The following is a 13,536-nucleotide window of genomic DNA, read 5'->3' as shown; positions in this document are numbered from 1 at the left end:
CCCGAAACGGGAGCTTTTTTAGTGGTTTGCACCGGCGATTACTCTTCCAGGCTGATACCAATATTGGAAACGCCATCCTGAGCGGCAAAGACCTTGATGGCCAGAATGCGGTCGCTGTCGCGCTCATGGGCAACTCGCTTGAGCAACTCGACCTGAAACTCCAGCTCGGCTTCCATATATTCGTGCTCGTAGAGCTCCTCTTCGGTCAGATCCCGCTCTTCCATCATCTCGATAAAACCGGCAACGGTACCGACGGAGGCATGACTGGCATCGTTGGCCTCTTCCCCAACACGGCAGATCACCGAGTTGTAGGCACAGCCCAGCGCCACGCAGGCATCCAGTGCCGGATAGGCACCGTAGGATTCAAACTTGCGGGGATCCGGAATATGGGCTTCGAACTCTTCGAGAATAGCACCCAGATTGACCCGGGAACCCTTGACGGTCAGGTAGTTCCACATCTGATCCAGCGCATGCCGGAAGGCCTCTGTATTGCCAAAGCCGGAGGCCTGACTGAACAGGGCATAGTTGGGGTACATGCGCTCTGCCAGCGCCAGGGTGTAGACGGTCTGTTGCCAAGGCTGTAGCTCGGCCAGTCGCTTATAAAACTTGTCACCAAACACTGGAGTCGGATCCTCTGCAAAATGTGGGGCAGATTGTAGCCCACGAGGGGCGCTGCGAAAACGAAAAAGCGCCCTGGTCGGCTATGTTGCGCTGGCAACTCGGGTAAGATGGGACGAGAGCGGCATCTTGTTGCGCCGCAAATTCTGATAAGGAACAAGAGTATGAGCCAACGTACCCTTCTTTTGCTCAGCCAGGATAATGCTCACTACGAACGTCTGCTCAAAGCCGCCAATCTTCCCCATCTGCGCATTCTGCGAGCCGATAACCAGAGCGATGCCGAGAAGCTGATTGGCGAAGCCCATATTCTGATGGCAGAACCGGCCCGTGCCAAACCGCTCCTCCCCAAGGCGGGGAAACTCAAATGGTTCCAGTCTACCTATGCCGGAGTGGACGTACTGCTCGACCCGGACAGCCGGCGCGACTACCAGCTTACCAACGTGCGCGGCATCTTCGGCCCGCTGATGAGCGAATATGTCTTTGGCCATCTGCTCAGCTTGATGCGACAAATTCCTCTCTATCGGGAACAACAAAGGCAGCGTCTCTGGCAGAGCCACCCCTATCAGGGGCTCAAGGGGAAAACCATGCTGATCCTTGGCACCGGCAGCATTGGCCAGCATATCGCCCAGACCGGCAAGCACTTTGGCATGAAGGTACTTGGCATCAGCCGCAGCGGCCGGGAGCGGGCCAGCTTTGATCAGGTTTACCAGCTACCGGCACTCAACAAGATCCTGGCGCAGGCCGATGTCATCGTCAGCGTGCTGCCGGCGACCCGCGACACCCGCCACCTCTTCAATGCCGCCCGCTTCGAGTTCTGCAAACCGGGCGCCATCCTGTTCAACGTGGGACGTGGCAATGCAGTTCACTCCGGCGATCTGCTGACAGCCCTGCGCACCGGCAAGCTGGCGATGGCGGTGCTGGATGTGTTCGAGCAGGAGCCACTGCCCGCCGACAGCCCATTGTGGGGGCAACCCAACCTCATCGTTACCCCTCACAACAGCGCCTACAGCTTTCCTGAGGATGTGGCCCAGATCTTCGTGCGCAACTATATCCGCTTCATCGACGGCCACCCCCTCGACGGCAAAATAGACTTCGATAAGGGCTACTGACCACTGATTGCTCATGCAAAAAGGCCCCGCCAATCTGGCGGGGCCTTTTCATTTCAAGCGGTGACAGGTATCAACCTGCGGCCAGCTCCTTGCGGTAGCCCTTCACCTTGGCCAGGAACTGGCGACGCTCCTTGCCGCTGAGCGGTTCGGCCATCGGCAGCTTGGCTGTCATGGCGTTGACCGGTCGGTTGTTGATGCGCAGCTCGTAGTGGAGGTGAGCACCGGTCGAGCGACCCGTGTTGCCGGAGAGGCCGATCTTGTCGCCCATCTTGACCCGCTGACCCGGTTTGACCAGCAGTTTGCTCAGGTGCAGATAACGGGTCGACAGGGTACGGCCATGCTTGATGACGACATAGGTACCTGCCAGCGGGTGGCTGGTTGCCTTCTGGACGACACCGTCACCGGTCGCCAGCACCGGAGTGCCGACCGGCACTGCAAAGTCGGTGCCCTCGTGAGGACGCACCATACCGGTTACCGGATGTTTACGCGCCGGGTTGAAGTTGGAGCTGATCCGGTAGCGGCTGTGGGTCGGATAGCGACGGAAGCCGCGCTCCAGACTGTTGCCCTGACCGTCGTAATAGTTGCCGTCATCGGAGAGCCAGGCCGAAACCGTCTGGCCCTGGCTGGTCACTTCCACACCCAGCAGCTGGCTGTTGCCGGTGCTCTTGCCCTCGACGGTCTCCTGACGTACCAGCACCTTGAATTTGTCACCCTTTTTCAGGTCCTGGGCAAAGTTCATCCGCCACTGGAACAGGTTGGCAATCTTCTGGATATGGTTGGCCGGAATACCGGCATTACGGGCGCTGACATAAAAGCTGCCATTGATCACGCCATCGTAGCGCTGCGGCTGCCAGTCTACCTTCTCGTTGATCATCGAGGCGGTATAGGTGTCGTCGGTGCGCGCCATCACCAGCGTCTGCTTGATGTTCAGGCGGATCTTGAGCTGCTGCAGGATGTTGTCCTGATCAATCAGCAGCTCGATGGTCTGACCCGGTTTGAGTCGCGCCAGATAGTTCTTGTTGTCAGCATCCAGCACCTTGTAGAGGGTGGTGGTCGAGAGCCCCAGATTGTTGAAGATGGCGGTCAGATTCTCGCCATTGCGCACCCGGTAATCCTGCCACTGCGGCGCGGTATCGACCGGAATATCATCGTCCGGCGTGGCGGGATCAACCAGTTCGTGATCGGGGATTTCGTTAAAGTCGGTGTTGTTTTCGTTGGTTGCCGTACCCGCGGTATCAATCGGCAACTCCAAACGCAGGGGCCGCTCCAGAATGTCACCCGGAGCCGGCAGCAACGCCACTGCTGACAGGGTCATCGCCGTCAGCATCACCATTGCGTAAAAGTGTTTGCGGGGAACCGGTGGTTCCCAATTGGCAGCCTGTGCTACCAAGGGACGGAGACGTTTCATCCGCTATCCTGTCTTTATATCTGAAGAGTGTGAGTTGCGATGTGGTAGTACCAAATCCGCATAAAACTGTCTGTTTGACAAAAAACGATACAAATAGTTCATCGCAATCTGCATGAACTTCACATTTTATGCATAACCAGCCCGGATGGGCAGAAATGATCGTCTTTTTTAACCATTTTTTCCTATTTTTAAGAACCGGCTCGCCATAGCGCCAGAATAAAAACCGCAAATGTTGCAATAACTTTTCCATGGAGTGGAGATGACGTTATCAAAACTATTGAGCAGGATAATCCTCATCCTGTTTCTGATCGGTGCCATCCTGCTGTTTGTGCTGGAAATCACCACTGTCCGCCAATCCATCATCGACCAGATGTCTGCCAATCTGGAGACTGCCGTCACCGCTCTGGGTCTGGTGCTGCAAGGTACTTTGCTCAACGATGACAAGGTGCTGGCCGAAACCATCGTCAATGCCATGTTCGATGGCGGCTTCGTCAGCTCTGTCAGATTGGTCGACCCGGACGGACAACTGCTGTTCCAGAAGGTGTTCCAGGCTACCCAGCAAAACGTGCCTGGCTGGCTTCCCTCGGTTATCGGCATGCCACCGGTCAAGATTGAGCAAGAACTGACCGATGGCTGGCGCATGCTCGGTACCCTGACACTGGAAGGCCACAGCGGCTACGCCTACCAGCACCTGTGGAATGCCATCAGCCGTATCGGACTGGCGCTGCTGGGTGGACTGGTTGTCTTTACCCTGGTGATCTCCCTGGTCAGCCAACGGCTGCTAAAGCCGCTGGAGCAGATCAACCAGCAGTTAATCCGGGTCCGCAAGCACCAGTTCAACAGCGCCCTCCCCACCCCCTGGCTGCAGGATCTCAAAGAGGTGGTGCTCTCCATCAACCAGCTGGTCTCCGAGCGTAAGCGCGACCTGCTGCAGCAACGCCTCAAAATCACCCAGATGGGCAAGCAACTGCGCCCATCCACAGCGCAGCCCTTGCGAGGGCTAACCGACACCCGTGGCGGCCACCTGCAAACCTTCGTCTCGACACAGGGCGAGATCGCCCTCTACCAACGCTTCCTGCCCCACCCGGCACTCACCGCCGACAGCGAGCTGGCCACCATTCAAGCGGTTCTGGAACAGTGGTTGCAACACCATGTTGAAGGTATCTCGCTACCGCTCTCCTTGCTCCACCACCCGCAGTGGCAAGCCATAGCCCCGCTGCTGACCCGGGGAAGAGGCAAGACACTCGACTGGCGCTGGGATGTGACCGCTTTCCCGGCTGAGGGGGAGTCGATATTGACCCGCTTGCAGGAACAGGGAGTAGAGCTGGCCTTTAGCGCTATTCCGCTCAATACGGAGACCTTCAATCAACTCGATCCCCTCAATCCTGTCTTTGTCTGCTGTCAGCTGAGTGAGGAGCCGCTCTACTGGCATCTGCTCTCGCAAACCATGCATGCGGCTGGCTACACCCTGTTGGCCGAGGCGTGCACTGGCAGCGATATCGACAAACTGCGCACCTGGGGAATTGATGGTTATGCCAGGGAGGCACAATCATGAAGAAGCTGGCTATCTTGCTGATGCTGTTCGGCCAAGCCGGAGCCATGGCCGCACCGTCCACCATAGCAACAGGGGGTGAACAGGGGATCTACTATCAGGTCACCAGCGAATTCTGCCGGCTGGCACACAAGACTGACCCGCAGATAAGCTGTGCGCTGCAGGCAACCTCCGGTTCGATGGAAAACCTGCAGCGACTGCGGAGCGGTGAAAGCCGCTACGCCATGGTGCAGTCTGACTGGCTCTATCAGGCCAGTCAGGGTAGCGGCCCCTTCGCCAACGCCGCACAAACCGGCCTGCGCGCGCTGTTTGCGACCCACGCCGAACCCTTTACCATAGTGATCCGGGCCGACGGCGATATCTCCTCGCTGGAGCAGCTCAAGCTCGCCCCCATCGATATGGGTCTGAAGGGCTCCGGTACCCGCCAGACTGCGCTGGCTCTTTTCAACTTGCTGGGCGCCAAGGAGCAGGACCTCGACCTGAAAAGCATGGCCAATGCAGCCGAGGCGCTCTGCAGCAAACAGATCGATGCCTATGGACTGGTGATGGGACACCCCAACCGGATTGTGCTCGATACCGCCAAGCGGTGTGCCATCCGATTTCTGCCGGTCGATGGCGATCTGCGCGACCAGCTGATCAAGGGGGTCAGGTATTACCAGCGCAGCCAGGTGCCTGCGCGCATCTATCCGGGCAATCTGAAAGCCACCCCCACCTTTGCCATCGCGGCCACTCTGGTGACCAATGCAACCACTCCCGAAGAAGAGGTCTATAACCTGACCCGTGCCATGCTGGCACAGCAGACCAAGTTCAACGAACAGACTTATGGCTACGCCAACATGTTCCATCAGGCACGCAACAAAACCGGCCCGGTGCTGAGTATTGAGCAGCATCCGGGCGCAGCCCGTTATTTTGCCGAGTTGAAAACCGCCGGGAAGCTATAGCTGGCGGCGGGGAGAGCGCAACTGCTCGCTGGAGAACCGGGTCTTCATCGACGTCCACTGCGCCAGCCTGTCGGCACTGCCTGCCAGCGTTCCCTCACGGCGGGACTTCATGATCCAGATGCTCTTGGCATCGAAGCTGTAGACAGGGATAAGGTCAGTGCGCTGACTTCCGGGCAGAATGCGGCTGTTGATGTTGTCGAGCACCAGCGGATCTGATTTGGGGGTCGCGAAATAGAGCGTCACCATGTGGAACTGGTTGTAACGCACCGCCTTGACGTAAGCCAGCCGCAGCTTCTTCTCGTCCACCCCCAGCTCCATCAGGGTGTAGTACTTGGAGATGCTGTAATCCTCGCAGTCGCCACCGCGAGCGCCGATAAACTCCAATGGATTGGCCCAGTAGTCCGCTTCTCCCCACAATCTGGGATCATCGCTGTAGGTCAGGTTATTGAAGTAGTGATTTACCAGCTCGATCTTCTGCTGATCCGTGGTGCCGGCTCTGGGCGTCAGCAAGCGGGAAAACGCCTCGGCGCGCTGAATGGCGCGCCCGCCGTAGACCTCCTGCAACTTCTCCCGCAGCTCGGGGCTGGCGATATATTCCGACAGGCGGGAAGCCTGCACGCCGGCACAACCAAGTACCAGCATGCAGGTGGGGATTAACAGCCATTTCATACCGGACACTCCATGTCAGATGCTGGAGGTCAGTATAGTCCCAGACAACAGAGAGCAGGCTCTTCGGGCCCAGTGTCAACGACACTGGGCAAAAGAGTTGGCCAACTGATCCATGAACTGGGGATAACCTTCCGGACCGAGCGGAACCTGCTCACCTACCTCATCCAGCAGCAGCACTCTGGCGCCGGTATTGCGGGCAACCGACTCGATCACCGCCGGCGAGAATTGCGGCTCGGCATAGATGCAGCTTGCCTGCTTCTCCTCCAGCGCCTTACGGATCTCGACCAGTGTTTTTGCTCCCGGACGACGCTCCGGACTGACGGTAAAGTGGCCCTTGGAACTCATGCCATAGTGACGCTCCCAGTAGCCATACGCTTCGTGGAATACGAAGTACCCCTTCTGGTTCACCGCTTTCATCTGCCCGGCGATCACCTTGTCTCTGGCATCGACCTTGGCGGTAAACGCGGCCAAATTGGCCTCGTAGCGCGCCTTGTTGGCCGGATCCTGCTTGCCCAGCTCGCTGGCGATAGCGCCGGCAATCACCTTGGCCTGCATCGGACCGAGCCAGATATGGGGGTCGATCCCTTCATGATGATGACCTTCATGCCCTTCATCGCCATGGTCATGATCCGCATGGTCATCGTGCTGATGGCCATCGTGGCTATCCTTGGTCGCGTAGTTGAACAGCGGCATACCCGGCACCTGGGTCAGGGTCAAGACATGGGGGTGATTGGCCAGAGGCTTGCTCATGAAACCCTCCAGTTCGGGGCCGACCCAGACCACCAAATCCGCCTCTCTGATGCTGCGTACATCGGAGGGACGCAGAGAGAAGTCGTGGGGAGAAGCGCCGGTTGGCAGCAGGACTTCCGGCTCGCTCACACCTTCCGTGATCGCCGCTGCAATAAAGCCGAGGGGCTTGATGGTGGTCAGCACCTCCACGGCACGAACAGGCAAACTCACCGCCAGCAGGGCAGTGAAAAAAGCAATAATTCTCATTGGTGAATCTCGTCAGCGGGTGATTGTGTGATAATATAACAGCTTCTGTTTTTTGTTATATTATAACTCCCACTGGCTGTAAACCCCGGAGCTGTCATGACCCAACTGGTAGAGCTGAAAGAGGTCTGTCTTTCGTTCGATGGACGCTCAGTGCTCGACAAGGTCTCCTTTACCCTCAATAAAGGCAAAATCACCACCCTGGTCGGCCCCAACGGGGCGGGCAAGAGCACCCTGAGCAAACTGGTATTGGGTCTGCTCACCCCGGATTCCGGCCAGATCATACGCTGCCGCGATCTGAGAGTCGGCTATGTACCGCAGCGCCTCTATCTGGATCCCACCCTGCCGCTCACCGTGCGCCGCTTTCTGCAACTGGGCAAGAGGGGGCGGATCTCCATCGAAGAGGCGCTGACCAGAGTCGGTGCCGAAGGGCTGCTGGACAACAGGATGCAGAAGCTCTCCGGTGGTGAGATGCAGCGGGTACTGCTGGCCCGCGCTCTGCTGGTCAAACCTGAACTACTGGTGCTGGATGAACCGGTGCAGGGGGTGGATATCAACGGCCAGATCGAGCTCTATGCCCTCATCGGCAAGCTTGCCGCCGAATTCAACTGCGCCGTGCTGATGGTATCCCACGACCTGCATCTGGTGATGGCCAGCACCCACGAGGTGATCTGCCTCAATCGCCACGTCTGCTGTCATGGCGAACCGGAGAGCGTGGCCCGCCACCCCGAATTTGCCCGCCTGTTCGGGCGACCGGAGCAGGAGGTGCTGGCGGTCTATACCCATCATCACCACTGCGACGGCGAACACCATCATCATGAACCGCAGGCCCCCGTCATCCGCCTGCCCTCTCGCAACAACGCTCACAGCAAATAGCGCAAGAACAGGACATTCAAGTGGACAGCTTTCTGTTATACGCCCTCGCGGCCGGCCTCGGCATCGCCCTGCTGGCCGGCCCTCTCGGCAGCTTCGTGGTATGGCGCAAGATGGCCTATTTTGGCGACACTCTCTCCCATGCCTGTCTGTTCGGCATCGCGCTGGGCATCCTGCTGCAGGTCGATCTCACTCTGGCGGTGGTGGTCTGCTGCCTCGCCATGGCGATGCTGCTGGTGATCATGAGTCGCAACCAGCAGGTGGCGACCGATACCCTGCTCGGCATTCTGGCTCACAGTGCCCTGTCCCTCGGTCTGGTTACCTTGAGTTTTATGGATAACGTGCGGGTGGATCTGATGGCCTACCTGTTTGGCGACCTGCTCTCGGTACAACCGATGGATCTGCTCTGGATCTACGGCGGTGGTGCACTGGTGCTGCTCACCCTGTGGCGACTGTGGGATCCCCTGCTCTCCATGACTATCTCGGAAGAGCTGGCGCGAGTTGAAGGGATCCGGGTCGATGTGCTGCGCTGCGTGCTGATGCTGCTGATTGGGCTGGTGATCGCCGTAGCGATGAAGTTTGTCGGGGCGCTGATCATCACCTCCCTGCTGATCATCCCCGCCGCTACCGCCCGCCGTTTCAGTCAGACGCCGGAGCAGATGGCCGGCTTTGCCGCACTGATTGGCTGTCTCGCCGTACTCGGCGGGCTGACCCTCTCCTGGTATCAGGACACCCCAGCTGGGCCTTCAGTCGTCGTCTGCGCCACCAGCCTGTTTGTACTGAGCCAGTTCAAAAAAGCCTGATAACCCGAGCAATTACAACGGCATGCTCTGGCGTGTCTCCATCATCAGCCACTGGCGTAACCGGTTGATAGCGGGCTCATGGGCCCGTGAGCGCTTGCAGGTGAAATAGAAGGCATCCCCCGTCTCCAGCTGGTGTACCGGCAAGGCCACCAGTTGGGGATCATCGGGCCGCAGCATGTAGTCATTCACGAACGCCACCCCCTGATCCCAGGCCGCCGCCTCCATCGCCAGCAACACATGGCTGAAGTGGTGCATCCGCGCCTCGTCAGGGATCACCAAGCCACCTGCCTTGGCCCAGCGCTGCCAATCCTCCCCCCGCGCCTTGTAGATGGACTGCACCGAGAGCAGCGGCAGTTGCCAGATGGCGTCTGGCCACTCCCCCTCCACCTGCTGCAACAAGCGGCGGCTGCAGACCGGAAAGAGTCGCTCCTGATAGATAAGGTCGTGGCAGTAGCCCCGCCCGTGGGGTGAGACTGTGATAAAGCAATCAGCCACCCGATCGGAGAGCTCGGGATCCTCCGCTACCATCTCCAGACTCAAATCCAGCTCGGGATAGAGCTGGCGCAATCCGGCCAACCGCGGGATCAACCACTTCACCGCAAACGAGCTGTAGACCGCGAGGCGCAACCGCATCTCGCCGCCCCCGCGCAGCTGCTCGCTGCTCTGGGCAATCTGACCTAGCCCGGCGGCAATCCCCTCGAAATAGCTCTCCCCCTGCGTCGTCAACGAGAGCAGCCGCCCCTGACGCAGCAGCAACCGCTCCCCCAGAAAGTCCTCCAGCAGGCGGATCTGGTGGCTGACCGCACTCTGGCTGACGTTCAGTTCAAGGGCGGCGCGGGAGAAGCTGAGCAGCCGGGCCACCACCTCGAAATATTGCACCGCACGCAGGGGAGGAAGCTTCATTATCTAAATATCTCATGGATGGTCATTTTTTATCATTTTACTGGATATCAACCGGCACGCTACCCTCCCCTCATCTGAAGTGGGAGGTGGTATGAATGCAGTGGGGATCGGCATCCTTTATCTGGTGCTGGGCAATATGGTGGCGGTTTTTTCCGATGCGCTGGTCAAGGTACTGGAGCCGGATCAGCCCATCTTCCAGTTTGTCTTTTTCCGCCAGGTTTCTGCAGCCCTTCTGCTGATGCCCTGGCTGCTCTGGTCATGGCGCCGCAACCCGCCGGTGGCCATCAAGTGGCACCTGCTGCGTGCCCATATCTGGGCGGTCGGTGTCTGCCTGATGGTGGTCGCCCTCACCCGCTTGCCGCTCGCCACTGCCAACGCCCTCTTCTATGCCGCGCCCCTGATGATGGTGCCGCTGGCAGTATGGATGGCAGGAGAGGCGATCTCGCGCCAGAAGGTGCTGACCGCAGTCATTGGGTTTATCGGGGTACTGATCGTACTGCGCCCGACCGAAGTGAACTGGGCCGCACTGGCGGCGCTCGGGGTAGCACTGTCGATGGCGCTCAACAATCTGCTGATCAAGCGCATCCCGCTCAAGCAGCCCATCGCTCAGACCCTGTTTTTCACCAACGTGCTGAGCATGCCCTTCATTCTCGCGCTGGCCTGGTGGGAAGGGGGCGACTGGCAGTGGCAGATGTGGTGGCCCGCCTTCGGCTCCTCGGCGCTGATCATGGTCTATGCGGGATTGTGCGTGGTGGCCTATCGCAAGGCGGAAGCGAGCAAGATCGCCTCTGCGGAATATACCGGTCTGCTGATGGCCGTCGCCATCGGGGTATGGCTGTTTGACGAGCAGCCGGGTCTGCCGCTGCTGCTGGGCTGTATCTGCATCGTCCTGCCGCTCATCGCCATGGCGCGCAGCAAACCAAAACCGCTGGCCGAGCCAGCGGTCTAATACTCAGGGTCGTTTCAGCAAAGGGGCGACCCTTTGCTGCAGATGAGGGATGACCTCCTGCTCGAACCAGGGATTCTTTTTGAGCCAGAGGGTGTTGCGCGGTGAAGGGTGCGGCAACGGCAACCAGCCGGGGCTATAGTCGGCCCAGCTGCGCACCGTCTCGGTGAGCGAGCCCCTGGCCGCCTTGCCCAGATAGCGATGCTGGGCATATTGACCGATTAGCAGGGTCAACTCGATATTCGGCAGCAGCATCAACACCTTATCATGCCAAGTGGGCGCACACTCGGGTCTGGGTGGCAGGTCGCCCGACTTGCCCTTGCCGGGATAACAGAGCCCCATCGGCATAATCGCAATACGTGATTCGTCGTAGAAGGTGGGTTTATCGACCCCGAGCCAGTGGCGCAAGCGATCGCCAGAGGGGTCATCCCACGGGATACAGCTGGCATGCACACGAGTGCCGGGGGCCTGACCGATGATCAGCAGGCGGGCACTCTCGGCCCCGCGGATTACCGGCCGCGGCCCGAGCGGCAGATGCGCCTCGCACAGACGGCAGGCACGGATCTCTTCAAACAGGCTATCCAGTCGACTCATGAGCGCGATAGTAACAGAGTTTTCCACCAGATCTCGCTTGTGAAAGGACTGGCCTCTATTTATTATTCACCGATAGATGTTTAATTTAATAAACAGGTAGAGATGAAAAACTGGCTAGGCACGGGCACGGCGACCCTCTCCTTCATCCTCTGGGGGATGCTGCCGCTCTATTATCAGTTCATGCCCGAGGTCAACATGTGGGAGCTCATCTCCCACCGCGTGCTCTGGTCGGTTATCCTGCTTGGCGGCCTGTTTCTGCTGCTTGGCCACAAGGTGCCCTGGGCACGGCTGCGCAGCGAGCCGCGCCAGCTGGGCCTCATTCTGCTGGCCGGCCCGGTCATGTCGATCAGCTGGTGCATGTTCACCTGGTGCCTCACCACAGGGCAGGTACTGACCACCAGTCTCGCCTTCTTCATGACGCCTCTGTTCAATATCGTATTCGCCGTCATCTTCCTGAAAGAGCGGCTCACCCCGCAAAAACATCTGGCTGTCGCCCTGGCACTGGCGGGTCTCGCCTACATGCTCTTCTGCTACGGCCAGCTCCCTTGGTTCTCCCTCATCATGGGGGCCAATTTCGCCTGCTACGGCCTTATCAAGAAGAAGATCCACTACGACACCGGCTCCAGCCTCTATCTGGAAGCCATGGTGCAACTGCCCGTCGCGCTGATCATCATCGGCACGCTGGCGTGGCACGGGGAAGGGGCATTCGTGAACGGGGATCTGGCCGACAAACTGCTGCTGATGGGCAGTGCGCCCGCGACCCTGTTGCCGGTCGGGCTCTTCTGCTACGCGGTGGCGAGAACCCGGATGAGCACGGTGGGACTGTTGCAATATATCGAGCCCAGCCTCGCCTTCCTGCTCGCCATCTACTGGTTTGGTGAAACGCCGGATCCCATCAAGACGGTCGGCTTCGCCTTCGTCTGGGCGGGCTTGCTGGTGAGTCTGGTGCCGCTGCACCGCCTCAAGCGTCAGCCTCAGGGGGCGCCGCGGTAGGACTCGAGGATCTTGTGCCAGGCGGGGTCCCGATCCATCTGCTCGGCAATGTCGTTGAGCCGGGCATGAAGTTCGGGGCGGGACTTGGGCACCAGAATGTGGCGGGTATAGCTGGACTGGGCAAAGGGTGAGACGAACAGCTTGCCCTCATAGTCAGGGACGTGGGTGAAAAATGCGAGGGCCGAACCGGGCACCAGGGTGACATCGATGCGGCCGCGCACCAGCAGATCGAGATTGGTCTTCACCTTCTTGGCATCGTGGCGCTCCAGTTCACCCCGGGCAGCAGCATCATCGATCCCCAGATAGCGATACCCCTCCACCCCGCCAAATACCATACCCTTGAGGGAGTCAGGGCCACGATAGGTAACCGGATGCTGGCGACTTGAGACGAGCTCGTTGGTGTCGCGCATGATGGGGAAGGTCCAGAGGTATAGCTCGCGCTGGGGATCCCCGACCCAGGCCGGGTTGACCCAGGCGACCAGACCGTTGAAGGCAGGATCCGACATCTCCAGCGCCAGTCTGGCGCGATTGACCAGCCAGAGCTCGATCCTGGGTTCACCTCCCAGCCTTTCATTGAGATACTTCACCAGCTCGCTGCTCAAGCCGGCATTCACCCCGGTATTGAAGGGGGGATGCTGGTGATAATCATAGAGACGGATCGTCTCCCCCAGAGCCGGAACCGACAACAGCAACCACAACCAGAACCAGACTCTCATCGCACCTCCTTGAGCTGCTTTTGAGTTTGGCACAGAGAACATGAATGAGAAAACCCCCGACCGGGGCTCCGGCATCGCCATCCACCCCGCCCTCCTGCTGGTCAATCTATATGGTGCGCACCGCTGCAGGCCTGCTCTATACCGGGATCAGCACGGCGCCGGAGCGCCGCCTGCGCCAGCATCAGAGCGGCAAGGGCTCCCGCGCCCTGCGTGGCAAGGGGCCGCTGGCACTGGTGTGGCAGCAGGAGGTAGGCGACAAAGGAGCGGCCCTGCGCCTCGAATATCGCCTCAAGCAGCAGCCCAAGGCGTTCAAGGAGCAACTCATCACCCGCCCTGATCTCTGGCTGCCGTGGAGCCTGCGCTGGCTCGCCCTCGGCAACGCAGAACCATAAAAGGCAAGGCCGGGCCATAAAAAAGG

The 13,536-nt window shown here is 59.4% G+C and carries 15 protein-coding genes; 8 read left to right on the top strand and 7 right to left on the bottom strand.

The window, feature by feature from the left end:
• Positions 1-38: 38 nt before the first annotated feature.
• On the bottom strand, positions 39-620 hold the full coding sequence (locus tag AAHA41_RS18560) for a YjaG family protein (RefSeq protein ID WP_323070889.1): 582 nt from the start codon (positions 618-620) through the stop codon (positions 39-41).
• A gap of 162 nt (positions 621-782) precedes the next feature.
• Between AAHA41_RS18560 and AAHA41_RS18555 the strand changes: the two genes are divergently transcribed.
• Positions 783-1,727: a D-2-hydroxyacid dehydrogenase gene (locus tag AAHA41_RS18555; protein WP_323070888.1), complete on the top strand. Its 945-nt coding sequence runs from the start codon at positions 783-785 to the stop codon at positions 1,725-1,727.
• A gap of 70 nt (positions 1,728-1,797) precedes the next feature.
• Here AAHA41_RS18555 and mepM read toward each other — a convergent pair whose 3' ends face one another.
• The gene (gene mepM, locus AAHA41_RS18550; protein WP_043849679.1) at positions 1,798-3,135 is read right to left on the bottom strand and encodes a murein DD-endopeptidase MepM; all 1,338 of its coding nucleotides are present in this window, start codon (positions 3,133-3,135) and stop codon (positions 1,798-1,800) included.
• A gap of 259 nt (positions 3,136-3,394) precedes the next feature.
• On the opposite strand from mepM, the gene AAHA41_RS18545 reads away from it, so the two are divergent.
• Both AAHA41_RS18545 and AAHA41_RS18540 read left to right on the top strand, forming a co-directional pair.
• Positions 3,395-4,690, top strand: a complete 1,296-nt coding sequence (locus AAHA41_RS18545) for a LapD/MoxY N-terminal periplasmic domain-containing protein (protein WP_323070887.1) — start codon at positions 3,395-3,397, stop codon at positions 4,688-4,690.
• On the top strand, positions 4,687-5,628 hold the full coding sequence (locus AAHA41_RS18540) for a TAXI family TRAP transporter solute-binding subunit (RefSeq protein WP_323070886.1): 942 nt from the start codon (positions 4,687-4,689) through the stop codon (positions 5,626-5,628). The genes AAHA41_RS18545 and AAHA41_RS18540 overlap by 4 nt, the downstream gene beginning before the upstream one ends.
• On the opposite strand, the gene AAHA41_RS18535 is transcribed toward AAHA41_RS18540, so the two are convergent.
• Complete coding sequence (locus AAHA41_RS18535) at positions 5,623-6,297, bottom strand: transglutaminase-like cysteine peptidase (protein WP_323070885.1); 675 nt, start codon at positions 6,295-6,297, stop codon at positions 5,623-5,625. The genes AAHA41_RS18540 and AAHA41_RS18535 overlap by 6 nt on opposite strands.
• A 75-nt stretch (positions 6,298-6,372) precedes the next feature.
• Positions 6,373-7,293 (bottom strand): zinc ABC transporter substrate-binding protein ZnuA, encoded by a 921-nt coding sequence (gene znuA / locus AAHA41_RS18530; protein WP_323070884.1) that lies wholly within the window; start codon positions 7,291-7,293, stop codon positions 6,373-6,375.
• Positions 7,294-7,389: 96 nt separating this feature from the next.
• Here znuA and znuC point away from each other — a divergent pair, with 96 nt between their 5' ends.
• A complete protein-coding gene (znuC, locus tag AAHA41_RS18525) occupies positions 7,390-8,166 on the top strand; it encodes a zinc ABC transporter ATP-binding protein ZnuC (RefSeq protein ID WP_323070883.1) in 777 nt (258 codons plus the stop codon).
• Positions 8,167-8,186: 20 nt separating this feature from the next.
• Positions 8,187-8,966, top strand: coding sequence for a zinc ABC transporter permease subunit ZnuB (gene znuB / locus AAHA41_RS18520; protein ID WP_033115078.1), 780 nt, complete (start codon positions 8,187-8,189; stop codon positions 8,964-8,966).
• A 12-nt stretch (positions 8,967-8,978) separates the two neighbouring features.
• Here the strand turns inward: znuB and AAHA41_RS18515 are convergent, their stop codons facing one another.
• Positions 8,979-9,869: a LysR substrate-binding domain-containing protein gene (locus tag AAHA41_RS18515; RefSeq protein WP_042032621.1), complete on the bottom strand. Its 891-nt coding sequence runs from the start codon at positions 9,867-9,869 to the stop codon at positions 8,979-8,981.
• Between the two features lie 91 nt (positions 9,870-9,960).
• Here AAHA41_RS18515 and AAHA41_RS18510 point away from each other — a divergent pair, with 91 nt between their 5' ends.
• The gene (locus AAHA41_RS18510; protein ID WP_041209234.1) at positions 9,961-10,818 is read left to right on the top strand and encodes a DMT family transporter; all 858 of its coding nucleotides are present in this window, start codon (positions 9,961-9,963) and stop codon (positions 10,816-10,818) included.
• A gap of 3 nt (positions 10,819-10,821) precedes the next feature.
• On the opposite strand, the gene AAHA41_RS18505 is transcribed toward AAHA41_RS18510, so the two are convergent.
• Positions 10,822-11,409 carry a uracil-DNA glycosylase family protein gene (locus AAHA41_RS18505; RefSeq protein WP_323070897.1) on the bottom strand — a complete coding sequence of 196 codons (588 nt, stop codon included), beginning with the start codon at positions 11,407-11,409 and terminating at the stop codon, positions 10,822-10,824.
• Between the two features lie 102 nt (positions 11,410-11,511).
• On the opposite strand from AAHA41_RS18505, the gene rarD reads away from it, so the two are divergent.
• The gene (gene rarD / locus AAHA41_RS18500; protein WP_323070882.1) at positions 11,512-12,402 is read left to right on the top strand and encodes an EamA family transporter RarD; all 891 of its coding nucleotides are present in this window, start codon (positions 11,512-11,514) and stop codon (positions 12,400-12,402) included.
• On the opposite strand, the gene AAHA41_RS18495 is transcribed toward rarD, so the two are convergent.
• A complete protein-coding gene (locus tag AAHA41_RS18495) occupies positions 12,384-13,118 on the bottom strand; it encodes a transporter substrate-binding domain-containing protein (RefSeq protein ID WP_323070881.1) in 735 nt (244 codons plus the stop codon). The genes rarD and AAHA41_RS18495 overlap by 19 nt on opposite strands.
• Before the next feature lie 44 nt (positions 13,119-13,162).
• On the opposite strand from AAHA41_RS18495, the gene AAHA41_RS18490 reads away from it, so the two are divergent.
• Complete coding sequence (locus AAHA41_RS18490) at positions 13,163-13,510, top strand: GIY-YIG nuclease family protein (RefSeq protein WP_323070880.1); 348 nt, start codon at positions 13,163-13,165, stop codon at positions 13,508-13,510.
• The last annotated feature ends 26 nt before the right edge of the window (positions 13,511-13,536 follow it).

It is taken from the genome of Aeromonas sp. SER (genome assembly GCF_038739615.1).
In the GTDB taxonomy this organism is placed as follows: domain Bacteria; phylum Pseudomonadota; class Gammaproteobacteria; order Enterobacterales; family Aeromonadaceae; genus Aeromonas; species Aeromonas jandaei.
The sequence above is the reverse complement of the archived record's forward strand: the minus strand, read 5'-3'. Positions and strand labels throughout refer to the sequence as shown.

What these genes read in the sequence shown, in the direction of transcription:
- AAHA41_RS18555 (WP_323070888.1), top strand. Translation starts at nt 783, where the DNA reads ATGAGCCAACGTACCCTTCTTTTGCTCAGCCAGGATAATGCTCACTAC.
- mepM (WP_043849679.1), bottom strand. Translation starts at nt 3,135, where the DNA reads ATGAAACGTCTCCGTCCCTTGGTAGCACAGGCTGCCAATTGGGAACCA.
- AAHA41_RS18545 (WP_323070887.1), top strand. Translation starts at nt 3,395, where the DNA reads ATGACGTTATCAAAACTATTGAGCAGGATAATCCTCATCCTGTTTCTG.
- AAHA41_RS18540 (WP_323070886.1), top strand. Translation starts at nt 4,687, where the DNA reads ATGAAGAAGCTGGCTATCTTGCTGATGCTGTTCGGCCAAGCCGGAGCC.
- AAHA41_RS18535 (WP_323070885.1), bottom strand. Translation starts at nt 6,297, where the DNA reads ATGAAATGGCTGTTAATCCCCACCTGCATGCTGGTACTTGGTTGTGCC.
- znuA (WP_323070884.1), bottom strand. Translation starts at nt 7,293, where the DNA reads ATGAGAATTATTGCTTTTTTCACTGCCCTGCTGGCGGTGAGTTTGCCT.
- znuC (WP_323070883.1), top strand. Translation starts at nt 7,390, where the DNA reads ATGACCCAACTGGTAGAGCTGAAAGAGGTCTGTCTTTCGTTCGATGGA.
- AAHA41_RS18515 (WP_042032621.1), bottom strand. Translation starts at nt 9,869, where the DNA reads ATGAAGCTTCCTCCCCTGCGTGCGGTGCAATATTTCGAGGTGGTGGCC.
- AAHA41_RS18510 (WP_041209234.1), top strand. Translation starts at nt 9,961, where the DNA reads ATGAATGCAGTGGGGATCGGCATCCTTTATCTGGTGCTGGGCAATATG.
- AAHA41_RS18505 (WP_323070897.1), bottom strand. Translation starts at nt 11,409, where the DNA reads ATGAGTCGACTGGATAGCCTGTTTGAAGAGATCCGTGCCTGCCGTCTG.
- rarD (WP_323070882.1), top strand. Translation starts at nt 11,512, where the DNA reads ATGAAAAACTGGCTAGGCACGGGCACGGCGACCCTCTCCTTCATCCTC.
- AAHA41_RS18495 (WP_323070881.1), bottom strand. Translation starts at nt 13,118, where the DNA reads ATGAGAGTCTGGTTCTGGTTGTGGTTGCTGTTGTCGGTTCCGGCTCTG.
- AAHA41_RS18490 (WP_323070880.1), top strand. Translation starts at nt 13,163, where the DNA reads ATGAGAAAACCCCCGACCGGGGCTCCGGCATCGCCATCCACCCCGCCC.